Below are 17,225 nucleotides of genomic sequence, written 5' to 3'. Positions count from 1 at the left end.
CGCGGATGGGCGCCTGGCGAAGGCGAGGATCCCGTGGACGCGGCCTTGACGCTGCCCGTGCGCACCTCCAACACTTCCTCAAATCCGTTGGGTCTTGTCACGTTGGTGAGAATCGGGTCGATGGCGGTGCGCAGAACCGATGAACAGCTTGCCGAGGCGGCCCGCCTCTACTACCTCGACGGGTTGAATCAGGGCGAGATCGCGGAGGCGTTGGAGACGACCCGATCGAACGTGTCGCGGATGCTTGCCTCGGCGCGGGACCAGGGCATCGTGCGCTTTCACGTGAGTCACCCACTGGGCCGTCAACACGTCCTCGAGGAGCGGCTCGTCGAGACGTTCGGCCTGCGCGAGGCCCTGGTCCTCTCCGCGGACGCGGGCGGCGACGTGCTGGCGCGCACCGGGGACCTCGCGGCACGCTGGCTGGCAGAACGCATCGTCGACGGGCAGACGCTGGCGGTGTCGTGGGGCCGGACGCTCAAGGCGATGGCCCAGCACGTCCACGTCGATCGGGCTCGCGAAGTTCGCGTCGTGCAGATCGGTGGCGACCTGCAGCTGGATCCGCGTCTGTCGGGCCACGATCTCGTGCGCGACCTGGCCGCGCGGCTCGGTGGGGGCTACTCGTATCTGCACGCGCCCGCGCTCCTGGACAGCCCGCAGATGGTGGCGGACCTGCGGGCGAACACGAACATCAGCCGCGAGCTCGACAAGGCGCGCTCGGCGGACCTGGCGATCGTGGGGATCGGGGGTTTCGGCGAGGGGTTCAGCGCGCAGATCGTCGAGAGCGCGCATCTCACGGCCGCCGAGCGCGCGGAGCTCGAGAGCCGCGAGCCCGCCGGGGACATCGCCGCGCGCTTCTTCGACGACGAGGGCAAGCCCTTCGACAGCCCGCTGCGCGATCGCGTGCTCGCGCTGGAGTTCGACGAGCTCAGGCAGATCCCGCTCGTCGTCGGCGTGGCCGCGGGGAACGAGAAGGCGCGCGGCGTCTGGGGAGCGCTGCGGGGACGTTTGATCGACGTGCTCGTGTGCGACCAGTCCGCGGCCGCGGCCGCACTGCGCCTGCAGAACGAGGTCCCGTGATGGCCCCATGAGCTACCGCACCGTCAAGATCAGCGCCGGGGTCGGCGGCTGGGGTGGGTCCCTGACGGTCACGCCCACGCCCCAGCGCACCGTCGTGGCATCGATCACCGGCGGCGGCGTCCATCCGGTGGCGCAGCGCATCGCGGAGCTCACCGGTGCCGAGGCCGTCGATGCCTTCAACCACCACGTGCGGTACGACGACATGGTCTGTGCGGTGATCGACTGCGGCGGGACGGCCCGCGTGGGGATCTACCCGATGAAGAACGTGCCGACCGTCGACGTGCACCCCGTCGCCCCGGGCGGTCCGCTCGCGCGTCACGTCAAGGCGGACAACTTCGTGTCCGGCGTGGGGCTCGACGAGGTCGAGGGGGCCTGATCCGCGGGCCGCTCAGTGCCGCCCGTCGTCCTCGCCCGGCCACCGGACGGCGAGTTCCTCCACCGCGAAGAGGTCCTGCACGAACGTCACCTTGATGTTGTCCGGGTCGCCCGGCACGACCTCGACGTCGAGGTCACTGAAGCGTTCGACGGACTCCGACGTGTCGACCCCCGCGAAGCCCACCTTCGCGGCCTCCCGGTACGTCCGCAGGAGGTCGGACGCGCGGAAGGCCTGGGGCGTCTGGACCCGGCGGAGGTCATCGGTGGGCAACACCGCCTGCTCACCGTCGCGGTCGCTGCCCGCCCGCAGGAGCACCGGGGCGTCGAGCTCCATGCCGGGGACCGCGCCCCCGACCGCTCGCGCGGTCTCGACGATGCGCCGCAGCAGCCGTTGGCGGACGAAGGGCCGCGCGCCGTCGTGGATGAGCACGAGGTCGATCTCGCCGGTGTCGATCCGCGGGGCGACCGCCTCGAGCCCCGCGTGCTCGCTGGCGTGGCGCGTCGCACCCCCCTCGACGATCGTGCCGACCTTACTCGTGGGGTGTCCTGCGAGCACCTCCTCGATGCGTCCCCGGTCCTCCTCCCTGATGACCAGCACGATCTCGTTGATCAGCGGCGAGCGTTCGAACGCGTCCAAGGACCACGCGACGAGCGGCCGGTCCGCGACCGGCAGATAGACCTTGTTCTCGCTCTGGTGCAGCCTCGTGCCGGCACCTCCCGCGAGCAGGATCGCGCAGGCCGTCATCGCCGGCGTTCCCCCGTGCTGGAAGTGCGGAGGCCGTCGACCGTGCCTGAACCATCGTGAAGACGGGTACCCATGGGCGCATACTAGGCGTGCAGGGCCGAGATGCCGAGGTCCGTCGTCGGCTTCCTGCCCGCCGACACTGAGATGGGCCCGTGTGGCGGCATGCCCGCCGACGAGGAGGAGCCGTCCTGAACCGCATGTCGCTGGCACCGTCACCCGGCGGCGACACGCCTTGCTCTCCGGCACGCGCGGCCGTGCGCGGGGGAGCGTTAGGATTCGCCGTCATGCGAGACCAGACCGTTCGACGGGCTGCGGCCCGGCACCGGGGTGATCGTGCCCGGCGCGAGGGGTGTGCGTCGTGAGCGGGTGGGGCGTGCTCGTGACCTCTGCCGCGACGTCTGCACCCGATCGCTACGGCGGGGCGCTGCGTGAACGGTTCGACGGGCTGGTCATCGTGCGGGACGGTGAGATCGGCCCGGCGCACCCCACGCGCCTCGACTACCTCTTGTCGGGCCTGCGCGACGTCCCACCGGAGGCGCGGCTGGTGACCCTGCTCGACGACGATGCGCTCTCCCCGCACGGGGTGGAGGCCCTCGGGCGCATGCTGGCCGCGCTCACGGCGGCACAGGCCGGGGTGGTGCGCGCGGTTCCGGTCACCGACGCGCTCAAGCGGGTCGATGGTCGTCGGATCCGCGGCGGCGTCGATCGCGCCGGCTTGTTCGTCCCGCAGACGCCGCAGGTCCTGCGCCGTGACGTGCTCGAGGACGCGCTGGTGGCTTCGGCGACGACCCGTCCTCGCGATCCGGCGACGCTGCTGATGCGCCAGGGCCACTCGGTCGGGGTCGTCTGGGGTGGACAGCCGTCGCCGGCGTCGACCTCGGTCGCCGGCTCCGACCGGTAGACGGGCAGGCCGGTCACGTGACCACACCCGTTCGCATCGGCCAGGGGCTCGACGTGCACGCCTTCGCGGCCGAGGACCGCCCGCTCGTGCTCGGAGGTGTCACCGTGCCGGGGCCGGGGCTCGCGGGCCACAGCGACGCGGACGTCGTGCTCCACGCGGTTTGCGATGCGGTGCTCGGTGCAGCGGCACTCGGCGACCTCGGCGCCCTCGTCGGCGTGGACGAGCCCGGGACGGCGGGAGCGTCCTCCGCGGGCTTCGTCGCGCAGGCGGTCGCGCGGGTGCGCGACGCCGGCTGGGTGGTGGGCAACGTCGACTGCACCGTGGTCGCCCAGCGTCCACGCCTCGGCCCGCATCGGGCGGCGATTCGCGGCGGCGTCGCCGCTGCGCTCGGCCTCGCGGAGGACGCGGTCGGGGTGAGCGCCACGACGACCGATCGCCTCGGAGCGATCGGGGCCGGGGAGGGGATCGCCTGCCTCGCCGTCGCGCTGCTCCACCCAGGTCCCGCCGGCGAACGCTGACACCGCCCTGCCCCGCGAACGGGCTGCTACGTTTCGTCGCATGCGTCTGCACAACACGCTGACCGGCACCGTCGAGCCGCTGCGGCCCCGCGCCGAGGGTCAGTTGGGGCTCTACGTCTGCGGGCCGACCGTCCAAGGGCCCCCGCACTTCGGGCACGCCCGCGCGGTGATCGTCCCGGACGCGTTGCGCCGCTTCCTCGAGTGGCGCGGCGTCGACGTGTTCCACGTGCGCAACGTGACCGACGTCGACGACAAGATCATCGACCGGGCCCGCGCCGAGGGGCGGCACCCCGCGGAGGTCGCGGAGACGTTCACGCGCGTCTGGGACGCGCAGATCCAGGCGCTCAACACGTTGTCCCCCCACGTGGCGCCGCGCGCGACCGGCCACATCCCGGAGATGATCCAGCTCATCGAGGCGTTGCTCGAGCGCGATGCGGCCTACGTCGCGCCGCCGGCGGACGACGCCGGGGCGGGCCGCGACGTGTTCTTCCGGGTCGCCGCGTTCCCCGCCTACGGCAAGCTGTCGGGCCGCAAGCCCGAGGAGCTGCGTGCGGGCGTGCGGGTCGAGCACGGGGAGGCCAAGGAGGATCCGGTCGACTTCGTGCTGTGGAAGGCGGCGAAGCCGGGTGAGCCGAGCTGGCCGTCGCCGTGGGGAGCCGGCCGGCCCGGCTGGCACATCGAGTGCTCGGCGATGGCGACGAAGTACCTCGGCAGCGATTTCGACATCCACGCCGGCGGCGTCGATCTCGTGTTCCCGCACCACGAGAACGAGATCGCCCAGTACGAGGCCGCCACCGGCGAGCCCTTCGCGCGCCACTGGCTGCACAACGGGCACCTGACGCTGGGCGACGACAAGATGTCGAAGTCGGAGGGGAACATCATCGCCCTGGACGAGGCGATCGAGCGCTACGGCGCGGACACGCTGCGGATGTTCTACCTGCAGTCGAGTTACCGGGCGCCGGTCGACTTCGGCGAGGACCGGTTGCGCGAGGCCGCCGCGGCCGTCGAGCGGCTCGCGGGATTCCTGCGTGCGACCGCGCACGTCGACGCGGAGCCGGACCCAGGGCTGGTCACCGACGCCCGGGGGCAGTTCGACGAGGCGCTTGCCGACGACCTCGCGACGCCTCGTGCGCACGCGGGCCTGTTCGACCTGGTGACCCGAGGCTACGAGGCGCTCGAGACCGGCGAGGAGCGCCTCGTCGCGGGCGCGCGGACCGCCGTTGGGGAGCTGTCCGGCGTGCTCGGATACACCTTCGAGGACGGCGGCGAGCAGAGCGACCTGGTCGGGCCGCTCGTCGAGGAGCTGCTCGCGTTGCGCGAGGACGCGCGCGCTCGCCGCGACTTCGATGCCGCCGACCGCATCCGCGCCCGCCTCAACGGGCTCGGGATCAGTGTCGAGGACACGCCCCAGGGGGCGCGCTGGCACCGCGTGCGCGTCTAGCCACCGAGGCCTCCGGGGCCGGAGGTCGGGGCCCCGTGTTGGCCGCCCCGTCGCTGCGACCCGACGGCGCCCGGGATGACCGCCCGTCGCTGCGACCGACGGCGCCCGACCGGCCTCAGCGCCTCGCGGGCTCGGCGGTCGCGCCGAGTTCGCTGCGCACCTGCCGCGACGACGACTTGACCGGTTGCTCGACAGTCCCGAGTCTTCGCGGCATGTCCCATGTGGTGCCGGGGCGTCGTGCGGTGCTCGAGGCCCTCGGCGCGGGTCGGGCCCTGTACGAGGTGCTGCTCGTGGCCGAGCGCGACGACGACGAGGTGTCGGAGGCCGCGGAGACCGCCGGCGTCCCCCTCCGGGTGGTCGAGCGAGCCCGCCTCGACGAGGTGGCCGAGGGTGTAGCCCACCAGGGCGTGCTCGCGCGGGCGCCCCACTTCGCCTACACGGCACTGGAGGATCTGGACGGCGAGCCGTGCGTGGTCCTCGACGGGGTCACCGACCCCCAGAACCTCGGGGCGATCGCCCGGACCGCCGAGGCGTTCGGGGCGGCCGGCCTCGTGCTCCCGAAGCGCCGCAGCGCGTCCGTGACGCCGGCCGTCGAGCGCGCCGCAGCCGGCGCGTTGTCCTGGCTGCCGGTCGCCAAGGTGCCCAACCTTCCCCGCGCGCTGGCGGCGCTGTCGGAGCGCAACCTCTGGTCCGTGGGGCTGGCCGGTGAGGCGGCGGAGAGTGTCTGGACAACCGGCCTGCTCGACGCGCCGGTCGCGATCGTCCTGGGTGCGGAGGGTCGCGGGCTGTCGCGCCTGGTCGCCGAGCGCTGCGACGCGCTCGCCGCGATCCCGCTGACGGGCCGGGTGGCGTCGCTGAACGTGAGCGCCGCGGCAGCCGCGGCGCTGTGCGAGGTCGCGCGACGTCGCGCTGGCTAGTACGGGGCTCGGCGGTCGCCGGCGCAGGGCACACTGTCCTGGCAGGAGGACCGGAAACGATCAAGGCGCCGATGTCGGGGGACGCCGGCGACCGGCCCGGAGGGATGGGCACCATGCGCTCCAGGAACGAGTTGCCCGACGACGCGGCTCATCGTGCGCGCGCCACGGACCTGCACGGGAGTCTCCAGGACGCGAGCGGCCGCAGCCTCGCGCTCCGCCTGTGGGACGGGACCGAGCTGGGGCCGCCGGGGGCCGGGTACCGTCTGGTGCTGTGCGACCCGTCGGCGCTGCGGTTGCTGCGGCGGCCACCGAGCATCGGCGACGTCGAGGACGCGTACGCGCGCGGGGACGTGGACGTCGAGGGCGACATCGTGGCGGCTCTGCACGACGTGGCCGAGGGCGAGGACACGCTGGGGTCGTGGGGCAGACTGGTGCGGACGGCTCGCCGGCTCGACCCCCCGTGGGCGGCGGGGCTCGCCGCGAGCCGCACCCTCCGCCGGGGACCCGGGAAGGCCACGCTCGGCGACCGGCGCGTCCTGCCGTTCCGCGACGACCTCCCCCACGAGTTCTACGCCTCGTTCCTCGACCCCGAGCTCGTGCACTCGTGTGCGTACTTCATCGACGATGACGAGGGACTTCCCACGGCGCAGGCCCGAAAGCTCGACCTCGTCGCTCGCAAGCTGCGCCTCGAACCGGGCATGCGCCTGCTCGACGTGGGCTGCGGCTGGGGTTCGCTGCTCGTTCATGCCGCTCGGTACTACGGCGTGCACGGGGTCGGCGTGACCCTCTCGGAGGTCCAGGCCGAGCAGGGTTCCCACAGGATCCATGCCGCGGGGGTCGCGGACCGCGTCGAGGTGCGCCGCGCCCACTACCGCGACCTCGACGAGCCGTTCGATGCCGTTGTGTCCATCGGGATGGCCCACCATCGGGGGCCATCGCACCTGTCCGGGTACCTCCGGCGTGTCCGAGGGCTCCTCGAGCCGGGAGGGCTGGTCCTCTGCCACCGGATGGTGTCGGGTCAGCCCGCGAGCTCGCGCTCCGGGCGGGCGAGGCCCATTCCCGGCGGTGAGGTCACGGCCGAGGCCGGGACCGTGCCGACATGGCGCGCGGTCCGCGAGGTCGAGCGGGCCAGCTTCGGGTTGCTCGACGTCGAGCAGCTCCGGCCGAGCTACGCGCTCACGTTGCGGTCGTGGGTGGCCAACCTCGAGGCCCACCACGAGGACGCGGTCGCCGTGGCCGGGGAACACCCGTACCGCGTGTGGCGCGCGCACATGGGCGGCACCGCCGCGCTCCTCGAGCGCGGCCGGATCGGTGTCGTGGAGATCCTCGCTGGCCGCGAGGCACGAAGCCCCCTCGCGCGGCACTGGAGGCTGCTGCGCTTGCCCACGGCGCCGTCCCCGGCGCCCGCCGCGTAGGAGGCACCGGTCCGCCGTCGACCGGTCAGCCTCCCGGGACTCCCGGGGGCGTGAGGCCGTGCGCGCCGGGCACGCGGGGACCGGGCACGCCGCGGAAGGCGTAGGGCTCCGGCGGACGGCCGGCCTGGACGACCCACGCCTCACCGGTGCCGTCGGATCGCAGTGCCGCGCGCGCACCCGCGACCACATCGTCGATCGGGATGAGCGGGAAGCCGGAGGCTTGCAGGCGATCGCGCGCCGGACCGTCCAGCATCGGGGTGTCGACGATTCCCGGGCACACCGCCTGGATCCTCACCCCACGGTCGGCCAGACCCGGGGCCATGCTGCGCACGAGGCCGACCGTCGCGTGCTTCGTTGCCGCGTAGAGAGGATCGCTGGGCATCGGGGTGAGGCCCGCGAGGGACGCACTGACGAGCACTACGGCGCCCTCGACCAGCGCGTCGTGCGCGAGGAGCGCCCGAAGGCCGAGCACGACACCGTCGATGTTGGTGCGCAACAACCGCTCGCACGTCGCGACATCCAACGCTTCCAGGTCGGGCGTGCCGCTGGCCGTTCCCGCGTTCAGGCAGGCCATGTCCAGCGGGCCGATCGTTGCGGCGGCGCGGTCCCATGCCGCAGCGTCGGTGACGTCCAGGATCAACTCCCGGCCGGCCACCTCCTCGGCGACGGCGCGCGCGCCGCGCTCGTCGCGGTCGGCGATCGTGACCCGCGCGCCGCGCGCGGCGAGATCGCGAACGAGTTCCGCTCCGATCCCGCTGGCGCCCCCGGTGACGAGCACGTGGCGCCCGTGTAGCTCGTGGGCCGTGGTCCCGCGTGACGGTGGCTCGGTCATCGGGGCCTCCTCGGCTCGCGTGCGCCGGTCGGACCGCGGCACCCTAGCGGACGGTGAACCCGTGGACCTCGCGGGTCGAGCACCGGTGGCGCGTACGGCATGCCGCGGTCCGCCACCCGCGGCAGGGAGGCGATGATGGACCCGTGGGACGAGGCTGCGGCCGCGGCGGTCGAACGCCTGCGAGCCCTCGTGGCATCGGCGTCGTCGGCCCGGGCCGAGCCCGTCGATCGGCCGGACGGGACGGTCGCGGCAGCGGCCGGCGCGCGGGAGGGGCTGCGCAGCGGGATCTGGCCGCTCGACTGGGTGGCGCGCGCGGCGGCGTTCGACTCGGCCTTCCCCGACGATGCCGGCGACCTCCTGCTCGAGGCGCTCGCAGCCGTGGTGGCGCCCGAGGCCGCTCCGGGGCTCGAGGAGGCCGACGAGGCCGCCCTGCTCGCGCTGCAACCGGCGGACTGGGCGGCGGCGGTCGTCCACATCGTCGAGGTGGCCCCCCCAGTTCCGGTGGAGGCGGAAGCGCTGGCCGCGGTCGCGGCGGAGGAGGCCGCGGCCGCCGACGACGCGCTCGACTCGGACGAGGTGATGCTGCTCGAGGCCGGCTTCGGGCTGGTCGTCCCGGTGCTCGCGGCCCTCGGCGCGCTCGACGCCGACGACCGGCCGACCCCGGTCGGGGCGTGGCTGCTGCCGCGTGGAGTGGCGCTGGGTCTGGGGACCGACCTCGACGAGGGTGATCGGGCCAACGGATGGTCCGGATCGGCAGGGGCCGGCGAGGCGGAGTGACCGGACGTGGGGCGGCGGCGCGGAGTCGTCGTCTGCCGCTGGGCTCCCCGCCGGGCAGGATGGGGACGTGTACGGGTTCCTGCGCTCACCGAAGTGGCTGCTCGGTCACGTGCTCGTGGCCACCGTGGTGGTGACGTTCACCGCGGCGGGCTTCTGGCAGCTCGACCGGCTCGATCAGGCACGCGAGCGCAACGCTGCGATCGCGGAGAGCATGGCCGCGGAGCCCGCGCCGGTGGACGAGGCGCTCGGCTCGCAGCGGCCCGACTACCGGCGGGTTCACGCGACTGGCGAGTTCGACGCCGAGCACCAACTGCTCTCGGCGCCGCGCTCGGTCGACGGGCAGCCGGCGCAGCACGTCCTGACGCCGCTGCATCGCGCCGACGGCGAGACCGTCCTGGTCGATCGCGGGTGGATCCCGTACGGTCGCGAGGAGGTCGCCGACGAGGAGATCGCTCCCCCGTCCGGTGAGGTGACCGTCACCGGCCTGCTGCTGCCCCCCGAGGAGGGGGATCCCGGCGAGGGTGAGGCCACCACCACCATCGCGCCGGGGGTCGCCGAGGAGCGCCTGGGACTCGACCTGGCCAGCCGCCATCTGCAACTGCAGACGCAGGACCCGTCGGAGCAGGCCCTGCCGACCCACGCCGACCCCACGCTCGACGAGGGCAACCACTTCTCCTACGCCGTGCAGTGGTTCATCTTCACCATCGTCGTCCTCGTCGGCTACCCGATCCTCATCTGGCGGACCGGGCGGGACCGAGGGGCGGAAGCGGGAGGCGACGGCGAGGGTGCGCCCCAGCCGGGCGAGGAGCCGGGTCCGGGGGCGACACCCGAGCCGCCGGTGCCCTCCCGCAACGTGCCCTCGTAGCCTCCGCGGCCGCGCGCGCAGCGGGCAGCACCGTTCGAGCCGCCCGAGGGCTCAGAGGGTGATGATGTGGTCCGGCGGGTTCCCGGCCAGCGCGGCGTAGAGGTCGGGGAAGCAGCCCACGTGCACGCCGTCGACCGTTCCCACGGTCCGGCTCGTGCCGGGATGCGGCTCGCCCTCGGCCAGACCACGCTCGAGCGCGCACGAGTCGCACATCATCAACAGGATCCCTTGGTCCGCGGCCACCTTGGAGAGCCGCTCGCCCACCGGATCGCCGGCGCGCAGCACGTAGTTGTTGTCGTCGAAGAACATCATCCCGACCACGTCAGCGCCGTGGTGCCTCGCCTCCAGCTGGGGCAGGATCATCTTGCCGAGTTTGTAGCTGGCGGTGTGGCCCGAAGTGGAGAACACGTACGCGACCTTCAAGGCTTCCTCCTCGTCGATGGGGACCGGACGCTCACCGACCGGTCCAGCATGGGATCACGAGGCACATCGTCGCACGTGCCATGACGCCACCACCGCCCGCGCCGAGGCCGAGCAGCCCGAGCGCGTCATCCGGCTCCCTGTGCATACGCTTCGTTCCTCGAAGCCCGTGTCCGGCCCTTCACGGGGACGTGCTTATCCGGTAGCCACCGATGGAGTTTCCCCATCGGCCGGGGGCACATGCCCATTCGACCGTGCGATCCCTTGAAAGCAGCCTAGTCGCGCGGATTCGGCGTGTGGACGTCTTGACCCGCGCCCGTTTTGTTGTCATCATGAGTTGCGCAATCCCCAACGGTTGTGCTGGACGCAACGGAAGCGAACGAGGGTGGACCCCGACGATCTGCGACCCGCCGAGGATCCGTATCGAAGGCCGGGGCGGACCGACCGATGAGACCGAGGTTGACCGACCGCGGCCTCCATGGACCAGCCAGTGCCCGCGACGGCCCAGCGCCACGGCGATCGACCAGTCCCACCCGTCCACCCGCAGAGAATCGGAGGCCCCGATGACCGACATCCTCGACCCGACCTCGGGCACCCCCACGGCCGGCGGAGACGCCGCGACCGACCAGGGCGCCTCCCCTCCGGCGACCGACGCGCCCGGGGCCGAACCCGACACCGCTCCGGGCGTGCTCCTGTACCCGCGGCTGCGCAAGTCGCCGTACTTCTGGGCTTCCCGCGAGCACGGCGTCAAGCTCTACAGCGTGTACAACCACAGCTACCACCCGCGGCTCTACACCGACCCGCTGGAGGAGTACTGGGCGCTGCGCAACGACGTGACCCTCTGGGACGTCGGTGGCGCCGAGCGCCAGATCGAGATCAGCGGCCCCCAAGCCTTCGATTTCACGAACCTGGTGATCCCGCGTGACCTGTCGAAGTGCAAGGTCGGCCAGTGCAAGTACGTGTTCATCACCGCCCCCGACGGCGGGATCGTGAACGACCCGGTGCTCCTGCGGGTCGAGGAGAACCGCTTCTGGTTCTCGCTCGCCGACAGCGACGTGCTCCTGTATCTGCTCGGGCTCAACTACGCCCTCGGGATGGACGTCGAGATCAAGGAGGTCGACGTCAGCCCCGTGCAGGTCCAAGGCCCGAAGTCGAAGCAGGTGCTCGTCGACCTCTTCGGGGACTCCATCCTCGACCTGCCGTACTACTACCTGCGGCGGTACCAGCTCGACGACATGACGGTGGAGATCAGCCGGACGGGCTACTCGGGCGAGATCGGGTACGAGATCTACCTGTACGACGCGAGCCAGCACGGCGTGAAGCTCTGGAGCCGGATCTGGGAGGCCGGACAGCCTCACGGGATGCGCCCCATCGGCCCCTGTCACATGCGACGCATCGAGGGCGGGATGCTCGCCTACGGCTGCGACATCACGCTGGACACCAACCCGCTCGAGGTGGGCTATGACTACAAGTGGATGGTCGACCTCGAACAGGAGGCGGACTTCATCGGCAAGGACGCGCTGATCGCGGCCAGGGAGCGCGGCGTCAGCCGTCTCATCGCCGGCCTGGAGATCAGTGGGCCCTCCCTCGGTGGGTACATCGACGGATCGATGATCGAGCCCTTCCCGGTGTATCGGGCCGGCGAGAGCGTCGGCCGGGTCACCAGCGCCTGCCGCAGCCCCGAGCTCGACAAGAACATCGGCCTGGCGCTGCTGGCGGTCGAGTTCACCGCGATCGGGACCGAGCTGACGGTCGAGACGCCCGAGGGGGCCCGCCACGCCACGGTCGTCCCCAAGCCCTTCGTGGATCCCACCAAGGAGACGCCGAAGCAGTAACGGGCCGGGCACGGGCCGGCCCGGCCCGTGCCCGGAATCACACGGGGGGGGTGGACTCCGCACGCGCCCGCTCCCCGCACCGAGCGAGACGGAGGCGGCGATGAGTCCGGAGACGCGGCGCGCGATCGCGGATCTGCTCGAGAACCCGCGCTTCGAGATCCTGCCCCTCAAGGGCGCGGAGGCGAAGGTCGACGCACTGCCGGCCGGCACGACGGTCACGGTCACCTCGTCTCCGACCAAGGGCCTCGAGGCGACGGTGGAGCTGGCCCAGCGGTTGGCCGGTCGGGGGCTTCGTGTGGTCCCGCACCTCTCGGCCAAGCAGATGCCCGCCGGCCGTCTCCAGGAGTTCGCCGGTCGCCTCCTGGCCGTGGGCGTCGAGGACGTGTTCGTCGTCGGTGGCGACGCGACCGAGCCGGTCGGCGACTTCCAGAACGGGTGGGAGCTGCTGGAGGCACTCGCGCAGCTCGGCCATCCGTTCCCGAATCTGGGCGTCCCCGCCTATCCCGAGGGCCACTACCTCGTCGACGACCGCACGCTCACGGACGCCCTCCTGCACAAGCAGGAGCACGCGACCTACATGGTGACGCAGCTGTGCTTCGACGCCGACACCATCGCGCGGTGGTTGGGCGAGGTGCGCGACGCGGGCGTCACCCTGCCCGCCTTCGCCGGGATTCCCGGCGTCGTGGACGCCCGCAGGCTCCTGTCGATCTCCGTGCGGCTTGGCATCGGCGACAGCGTGCGGTTCCTGCGCGGCAACCGCGAGAGCGCCCTGCGCCTCATCCGGGGTGGCTACCGGCCCGACCGGCTCGTGAAGCGCCTGGGAACGATGGCCCGTGACGGGTACGTCGACCTGGAAGGCTTCCACGTCTACACGTTCAACCAGGTGGCCGAGAGCTACCGCTGGGCGGTCGAGGCGCACGAGAGGGCCGAGGCCGACCGCCGCCGAGCGCGGCGCCTGCGATCACCCGCGCGCCGCGGCCGCCACACGACCGCACCTCCCAGAGGGCGGGTGGACACGCGGCCGGCGGCGATGAGCGACACTGCCGATGGCACCACCGCCGATCAGCAGGGATTCGGGCCGGCGGACGGTCCCGGAACCCCCGAGTCCCCTCGTCACACGACGACGACCCGTGCAGGAGGACGACGATGACGTTCCCGAGCGACCTCGAGATCTCCCGGACCGCCCGCCTGCTGCCCCCCGACGACGTCGGCGCGAGCATGGGCATCGACCCCGAGCACCTCGAGCCGTACGGGCGCACCGTCGCGAAGGTCGACCTCGAGGCGATCGAGCGTCGCGCCGATCGACCGAGGGCGAAGTACGTCGTCGTGACCGCCATCACGCCCACGCCGCTCGGCGAGGGCAAGACCACGACCACGGTCGGCCTGGGGCAGGCCTTCAGCCACATCGGTCGTCAGGCGACCGTTGCGATCCGCCAGCCGTCGATGGGGCCGACCTTCGGCATAAAGGGCGGGGCTGCGGGGGGCGGGTACAGCCAGGTCGTGCCGATGGAGTCACTCAACCTGCACCTCACCGGGGACATGCACGCGGTCACGGCGGCGCACAACCTCCTCGCAGCGGTCATCGACAACCACATCGACAAGGGCAACGCGCTCGGGATCGATCAGCACAACATCGCGTGGCGGCGTGTGCTCGACGTCAACGACCGCAGCCTGCGCAACATCGTCGGTGGGCTGGGTGGAAAGGCCGACGGGACGCCCCGGGAGACCGGTTTCGACATCACCGCGGCGAGCGAGGTGATGGCGGTGCTCGCGCTCGCGACCTCGCTGGCCGACCTGCGCGCGCGACTCGGCCGCATCGTGGTCGCCTACACCGCCGCTGGCGAACCGGTGACCGCCGAGGACCTGAAGGCCGCGGGCTCGATGGCCGTGCTGCTGAAGGAGGCGCTGAAGCCCAACCTCATGCAGACCCTCGAACAGACCCCGGTGCTCGTGCACGCCGGCCCGTTCGGGAACATCGCCCATGGCAACTCGTCGATCGTCGCCGATTACGTTGGCATCCGCAGCGGGGACGTGCTCGTCACCGAGGCCGGTTTCGGCGCGGACATGGGCGCGGAGCGGTTCTTCAACATCAAGTGCCGCAACTCGGGTCTCACCCCCGATGCCGCCGTGGTGGTGGCGACGGTGCGGGCGCTCAAGGCGCATTCGGGCCGCCACAAGGTCGTGGCGGGCAAGCCGCTCCCGGAGGACCTGCTCGCCGAGAACCCCGAGGACGTCCACGCGGGTGCCGAGAATCTGCGCCGGCAGGTCCAGAACGTCCGCCGCCACGGGGTGAGCCCGGTCGTGGCGATCAACGCGTTCCCCACCGACCACGCGAGCGAGCACAAGGCGATCCGTGAGGTGGCCGAGGAGATGGGTGCGCGCGTCGCGGTCTGCACCCACTTCACGGAGGGGGGCAAGGGCGCCATCGAACTCGCGGAGGCCGTCGACGAGGCGGCCAGCGAGCCGAACGACTTCGGGTTCCTCTACCCGAGCGACGCGACCCTCACGGAGAAGATCCGTACGATCGCGACCGAGATCTACGGGGCCGACGACGTCGAGATCGCGCCGGCGGCCGCGAAGAAGCTCGAGGGCTTCGAGCGGCACGGTTTCGGGAACCTCCCGGTGTGCATCGCGAAGACCCATCTGTCGTTGTCCCACGATCCCAAGCTCGTCGGGGCGCCGACCGGGTTCACGTTCCCGATCCGCGACGTTCGCGCGAGCGTCGGCGCCGGGTTCGTCTACCCGCTCGCGGGTGAGATGCGCACGATGCCCGGCTTGTCGTCCGCGCCGGCGGTCGAGCGCGTCGACCTCGACGAGGACGGGCAGGTGGTCGGCCTGTCGTGAGACGCTGACCGGCTCCCCGCGCGGGCGCGGTGGTGGCTCGAGAAAACGCTACGGTCATACGGGGCCGGGCGCGAGGAGGACGAAGGACCGGTGGAGACGGAACTGGCCAGCCGTTCGGTGACCGATGTGCTCAAGGCTGTGGCGGGCGAGGCGCCCACCCCGGCTGCGGGCTCGTCGGCCGCCCTCGTCGTGGGCTTCGCTGCGAGCCTCGTGTCGAAGTGTGCGCGCAAGGCGGTGGGGCGCATCGAGGAAGCGCACGAGATCCTCGAGCGGGCCGAGGTGCTACGAGGCCGAGCAGAACAGCTGGCCGAGGCGGACGCCGGCTCCTATCACGGCGTCGTCGCCGCGAACCGCGGCGAGGGTTCGCTGGCCGACGCCCTCAGCGCGGCCTCCGACACCCCGCTCGCGATCGCCGAGGTCGGGGCCGAGCTCGCGGACGCGGCCGCGGAGCTCGCCGGACGCGGGAAACCGTGGTTGCGCGGCGACGCGCACACGGCGGCGCTGCTCGCCGAGGCGGGAACGCGGGCGGCAGTGATGCTGGTCCACCTGAATCTTCGCGACGCGGGGATCGGGCCACGCCACGGTGATCCTCGGGGCGAGCGCGGGCGCTGGCTCGCGGCCGCCGCCGGCGAAGCCCGCGCTCGCTCCGGTGCCGCCGTCGAATCGCGGAGCGTGCGGTGAGCGCTCCGGGGCGTGAGGGCCCCCCCGAGCCGGACGGTGTGGCCCCGGATGGTTCGGACGGCGCGGCCTCCCGCTCGGGGTCCGCCGACCACGCGTACGACGAGGCGGTGCGCGCGCTGTTCTCCCGTCGGCCGGATCGGATGGTCCCCGGGCTGGGTCGCATCCGCGCGCTGTGCACCGCCCTGGGCGAGCCGCAGCGGGCGTTCCGGGCCGTGCACGTGACCGGCACGAACGGCAAGACGACGCTCGCGAGCCTCGTGAGCGCGCTCCTCGTCGCCCACGGCGTGCGCGCCGGTACGTACACCTCGCCGCATCTGCAGGAGGTCGGGGAGCGGGTGCGGGTCGACGGGGCCCCGCTCGGCCGCGAGGAGCTCGTCGACACGCTCGCGCGGTTGCGCGCCCCGCTCGCCGAGGTGGAGGCCGCGCGCGACGAGATGGTCACGTTCTTCGAGACCCTCACGGCGCTCGCGTACGAGCGCTTCGCGCGCGCCGGTGTCGAGATCGCCGCGGTCGAGGTCGGCATGGGTGGACGGTGGGATGCCACGAACGTCGTCGATGCGGACGTGGCGGTGATCAACCCGGTCCGGCTGGATCACGCCGAACTCGGCTCGACCGTCGGCGAGGTGGCCGGCGAGAAGGCCGGGATCATCGCCGACGGCGCGACCGTCGTGTCCGCCGCGCAGGAACCCGAGGCCGCCGCGGTGATCGAGGCCGAGGCGCGCGCTCGCGACGCCACGGTGTTGCGGGCGGGAACCGACTTCGCGGTGGTGCGACGCACTCCCGGTCCTGCCGGGCAGCAGGTGGCGCTGCGGAGCGGGGACCTCGTGATCGACGACATCACCCTGCCCCTGCGTGGCGCCCACCAGGCCGCCAATGCCGCCTGTGCGCTCGCTGCCGTGGAGGCGATGCTGTCGAGCGGTCTCGACCCCGACGCGGTCCACTCGGGCTTCGCGGCGGTCCGGTGCTCGGGGCGGCTGGAGGTGGTCCGCTCGGCGACTCCGCGGGGGGCGCCGGTCGTCCTCGACGGGGCGCACAACCCCGCCGGAGCCGCTGCCCTCGCGGACGCACTGGTTCGCGAGTTCCCGGCGCGTCGGCGGACGCTCGTGCTCGGCGCGATGGGCGACAAGGACTACGGGGGGATCGTGGACGCGCTGTTGCCGGTCTGTGACCGGATCGTCACCACGCAGGCACCGACGGGGCGCAGCGCGCCGCCCGATGCGCTCGCGAAGCAGGCCCGCTTGGCCGGTCGCGACGCGGAGCCGATCGCCGACATCGGCGGTGCGCTCGAAGCGGCGGGTGCCTCGGCGGGGGCCGAGGATCTCGTGGTGGTCACCGGGTCGCTCTACCTCGTGGGCGCGGCCCGCGACGCGCTCGGCCTCCCCGTCCGCTGAGTCCCCGGCGCTGCTCGCCCTTCACTGACCCCCGGCGCTGCTCCCCCTTCGCCTGAATCCCCAGCGCTGCCTCCCTTCAGCTGGGCGGGGTGGTGTGCAGCTCTGAGCACGTGCCCGCCCGGACGGAGCTTCGGGTCCTTCGAGGGACCTGGCCGATCAGCCAGGGCAACGCGATTCGTTGCGTATAGTGC

Annotated in this window: 17 protein-coding genes; 14 read left to right on the top strand and 3 right to left on the bottom strand. The window is 72.6% G+C overall.

The genetic code is table 11. From position 1 onward, the window contains the following. Nucleotides 1–33 precede the first annotated feature (33 nt). Together ER308_RS06705 and ER308_RS06700 are read left to right on the top strand one after the other, a co-directional pair. Nucleotides 34–1,077 carry a sugar-binding transcriptional regulator gene (locus ER308_RS06705; protein WP_131154259.1) on the top strand — a complete coding sequence of 348 codons (1,044 nt, stop codon included), beginning with the start codon at nt 34–36 and terminating at the stop codon, nt 1,075–1,077. Between the two features lie 7 nt (nt 1,078–1,084). Further along, the gene (locus ER308_RS06700) at nt 1,085–1,453 is read left to right on the top strand and encodes a hypothetical protein (protein ID WP_131154258.1); all 369 of its coding nucleotides are present in this window, start codon (nt 1,085–1,087) and stop codon (nt 1,451–1,453) included. A gap of 12 nt (nt 1,454–1,465) precedes the next feature. Here ER308_RS06700 and ER308_RS06695 read toward each other — a convergent pair whose 3' ends face one another. Then, complete coding sequence (locus ER308_RS06695; protein ID WP_131154257.1) at nt 1,466–2,197, bottom strand: IspD/TarI family cytidylyltransferase; 732 nt, start codon at nt 2,195–2,197, stop codon at nt 1,466–1,468. 358 nt (nt 2,198–2,555) lie between these two features. Here ER308_RS06695 and ER308_RS06690 point away from each other — a divergent pair, with 358 nt between their 5' ends. The 5 genes from ER308_RS06690 to ER308_RS06670 all read left to right on the top strand — a co-directional run bounded on the left by ER308_RS06690 (nt 2,556) and on the right by ER308_RS06670 (nt 7,389). After that, entirely contained in the window at nt 2,556–3,098 is a 543-nt protein-coding gene (locus tag ER308_RS06690; RefSeq protein ID WP_165491871.1) for a 2-C-methyl-D-erythritol 4-phosphate cytidylyltransferase, read from the top strand. A 17-nt stretch (nt 3,099–3,115) separates the two neighbouring features. Further along, the gene (ispF, locus tag ER308_RS06685; RefSeq protein ID WP_131154255.1) at nt 3,116–3,616 is read left to right on the top strand and encodes a 2-C-methyl-D-erythritol 2,4-cyclodiphosphate synthase; all 501 of its coding nucleotides are present in this window, start codon (nt 3,116–3,118) and stop codon (nt 3,614–3,616) included. Between the two features lie 40 nt (nt 3,617–3,656). Then, nucleotides 3,657–5,057 carry a cysteine--tRNA ligase gene (gene cysS, locus ER308_RS06680; protein WP_131154254.1) on the top strand — a complete coding sequence of 467 codons (1,401 nt, stop codon included), beginning with the start codon at nt 3,657–3,659 and terminating at the stop codon, nt 5,055–5,057. A 212-nt stretch (nt 5,058–5,269) separates the two neighbouring features. After that, nucleotides 5,270–5,974: a 23S rRNA (guanosine(2251)-2'-O)-methyltransferase RlmB gene (gene rlmB / locus ER308_RS06675; RefSeq protein WP_131154253.1), complete on the top strand. Its 705-nt coding sequence runs from the start codon at nt 5,270–5,272 to the stop codon at nt 5,972–5,974. A gap of 113 nt (nt 5,975–6,087) precedes the next feature. Continuing rightward, entirely contained in the window at nt 6,088–7,389 is a 1,302-nt protein-coding gene (locus tag ER308_RS06670) for an SAM-dependent methyltransferase (protein WP_131154252.1), read from the top strand. Between the two features lie 25 nt (nt 7,390–7,414). Here the strand turns inward: ER308_RS06670 and ER308_RS06665 are convergent, their stop codons facing one another. Beyond that, entirely contained in the window at nt 7,415–8,221 is an 807-nt protein-coding gene (locus ER308_RS06665; RefSeq protein WP_131154251.1) for an SDR family NAD(P)-dependent oxidoreductase, read from the bottom strand. Nucleotides 8,222–8,353: 132 nt separating this feature from the next. Between ER308_RS06665 and ER308_RS21425 the strand changes: the two genes are divergently transcribed. Together ER308_RS21425 and ER308_RS06655 are read left to right on the top strand one after the other, a co-directional pair. Beyond that, nucleotides 8,354–8,998, top strand: coding sequence for a hypothetical protein (locus ER308_RS21425; RefSeq protein WP_165491870.1), 645 nt, complete (start codon nt 8,354–8,356; stop codon nt 8,996–8,998). A 67-nt stretch (nt 8,999–9,065) separates the two neighbouring features. After that, nucleotides 9,066–9,863 carry an SURF1 family cytochrome oxidase biogenesis protein gene (locus ER308_RS06655; protein ID WP_165491869.1) on the top strand — a complete coding sequence of 266 codons (798 nt, stop codon included), beginning with the start codon at nt 9,066–9,068 and terminating at the stop codon, nt 9,861–9,863. A gap of 51 nt (nt 9,864–9,914) precedes the next feature. On the opposite strand, the gene ER308_RS06650 is transcribed toward ER308_RS06655, so the two are convergent. After that, nucleotides 9,915–10,286, bottom strand: coding sequence for a SaoD/DsrE family protein (locus tag ER308_RS06650; RefSeq protein ID WP_131154249.1), 372 nt, complete (start codon nt 10,284–10,286; stop codon nt 9,915–9,917). A gap of 560 nt (nt 10,287–10,846) precedes the next feature. On the opposite strand from ER308_RS06650, the gene ER308_RS06645 reads away from it, so the two are divergent. The 5 genes from ER308_RS06645 (at nt 10,847) to ER308_RS06625 (ending at nt 17,034) form a co-directional block, all read left to right on the top strand. Further along, on the top strand, nt 10,847–12,118 hold the full coding sequence (locus ER308_RS06645) for a glycine cleavage T C-terminal barrel domain-containing protein (protein WP_131154248.1): 1,272 nt from the start codon (nt 10,847–10,849) through the stop codon (nt 12,116–12,118). A gap of 100 nt (nt 12,119–12,218) precedes the next feature. Continuing rightward, nucleotides 12,219–13,268 carry a methylenetetrahydrofolate reductase gene (locus ER308_RS06640; RefSeq protein WP_131154247.1) on the top strand — a complete coding sequence of 350 codons (1,050 nt, stop codon included), beginning with the start codon at nt 12,219–12,221 and terminating at the stop codon, nt 13,266–13,268. Then, nucleotides 13,265–14,962, top strand: coding sequence for a formate--tetrahydrofolate ligase (locus ER308_RS06635; protein ID WP_131154246.1), 1,698 nt, complete (start codon nt 13,265–13,267; stop codon nt 14,960–14,962). Before ER308_RS06640 ends, ER308_RS06635 begins: the two co-directional genes overlap by 4 nt. 90 nt (nt 14,963–15,052) lie before the next feature. Then, complete coding sequence (locus ER308_RS06630; RefSeq protein WP_131154245.1) at nt 15,053–15,643, top strand: cyclodeaminase/cyclohydrolase family protein; 591 nt, start codon at nt 15,053–15,055, stop codon at nt 15,641–15,643. Continuing rightward, nucleotides 15,640–17,034 carry a bifunctional folylpolyglutamate synthase/dihydrofolate synthase gene (locus ER308_RS06625; RefSeq protein ID WP_131154244.1) on the top strand — a complete coding sequence of 465 codons (1,395 nt, stop codon included), beginning with the start codon at nt 15,640–15,642 and terminating at the stop codon, nt 17,032–17,034. The genes ER308_RS06630 and ER308_RS06625 overlap by 4 nt, the downstream gene beginning before the upstream one ends. The last annotated feature ends 191 nt before the right edge of the window (nt 17,035–17,225 follow it).

The organism is Egibacter rhizosphaerae (assembly GCF_004322855.1).
Taxonomy (GTDB): domain Bacteria; phylum Actinomycetota; class Nitriliruptoria; order Euzebyales; family Egibacteraceae; genus Egibacter; species Egibacter rhizosphaerae.
This window is presented reverse-complemented; position numbering and strand designations above follow the sequence as displayed.

What these genes read in the sequence shown, in the direction of transcription:
- ER308_RS06695 (WP_131154257.1), bottom strand. Translation starts at nt 2,197, where the DNA reads ATGACGGCCTGCGCGATCCTGCTCGCGGGAGGTGCCGGCACGAGGCTG.
- ER308_RS21425 (WP_165491870.1), top strand. Translation starts at nt 8,354, where the DNA reads ATGATGGACCCGTGGGACGAGGCTGCGGCCGCGGCGGTCGAACGCCTG.
- ER308_RS06645 (WP_131154248.1), top strand. Translation starts at nt 10,847, where the DNA reads ATGACCGACATCCTCGACCCGACCTCGGGCACCCCCACGGCCGGCGGA.
- ER308_RS06700 (WP_131154258.1), top strand. Translation starts at nt 1,085, where the DNA reads ATGAGCTACCGCACCGTCAAGATCAGCGCCGGGGTCGGCGGCTGGGGT.
- ER308_RS06670 (WP_131154252.1), top strand. Translation starts at nt 6,088, where the DNA reads ATGCGCTCCAGGAACGAGTTGCCCGACGACGCGGCTCATCGTGCGCGC.
- rlmB (WP_131154253.1), top strand. Translation starts at nt 5,270, where the DNA reads ATGTCCCATGTGGTGCCGGGGCGTCGTGCGGTGCTCGAGGCCCTCGGC.
- ER308_RS06640 (WP_131154247.1), top strand. Translation starts at nt 12,219, where the DNA reads ATGAGTCCGGAGACGCGGCGCGCGATCGCGGATCTGCTCGAGAACCCG.
- cysS (WP_131154254.1), top strand. Translation starts at nt 3,657, where the DNA reads ATGCGTCTGCACAACACGCTGACCGGCACCGTCGAGCCGCTGCGGCCC.
- ER308_RS06665 (WP_131154251.1), bottom strand. Translation starts at nt 8,221, where the DNA reads ATGACCGAGCCACCGTCACGCGGGACCACGGCCCACGAGCTACACGGG.
- ER308_RS06635 (WP_131154246.1), top strand. Translation starts at nt 13,265, where the DNA reads ATGACGTTCCCGAGCGACCTCGAGATCTCCCGGACCGCCCGCCTGCTG.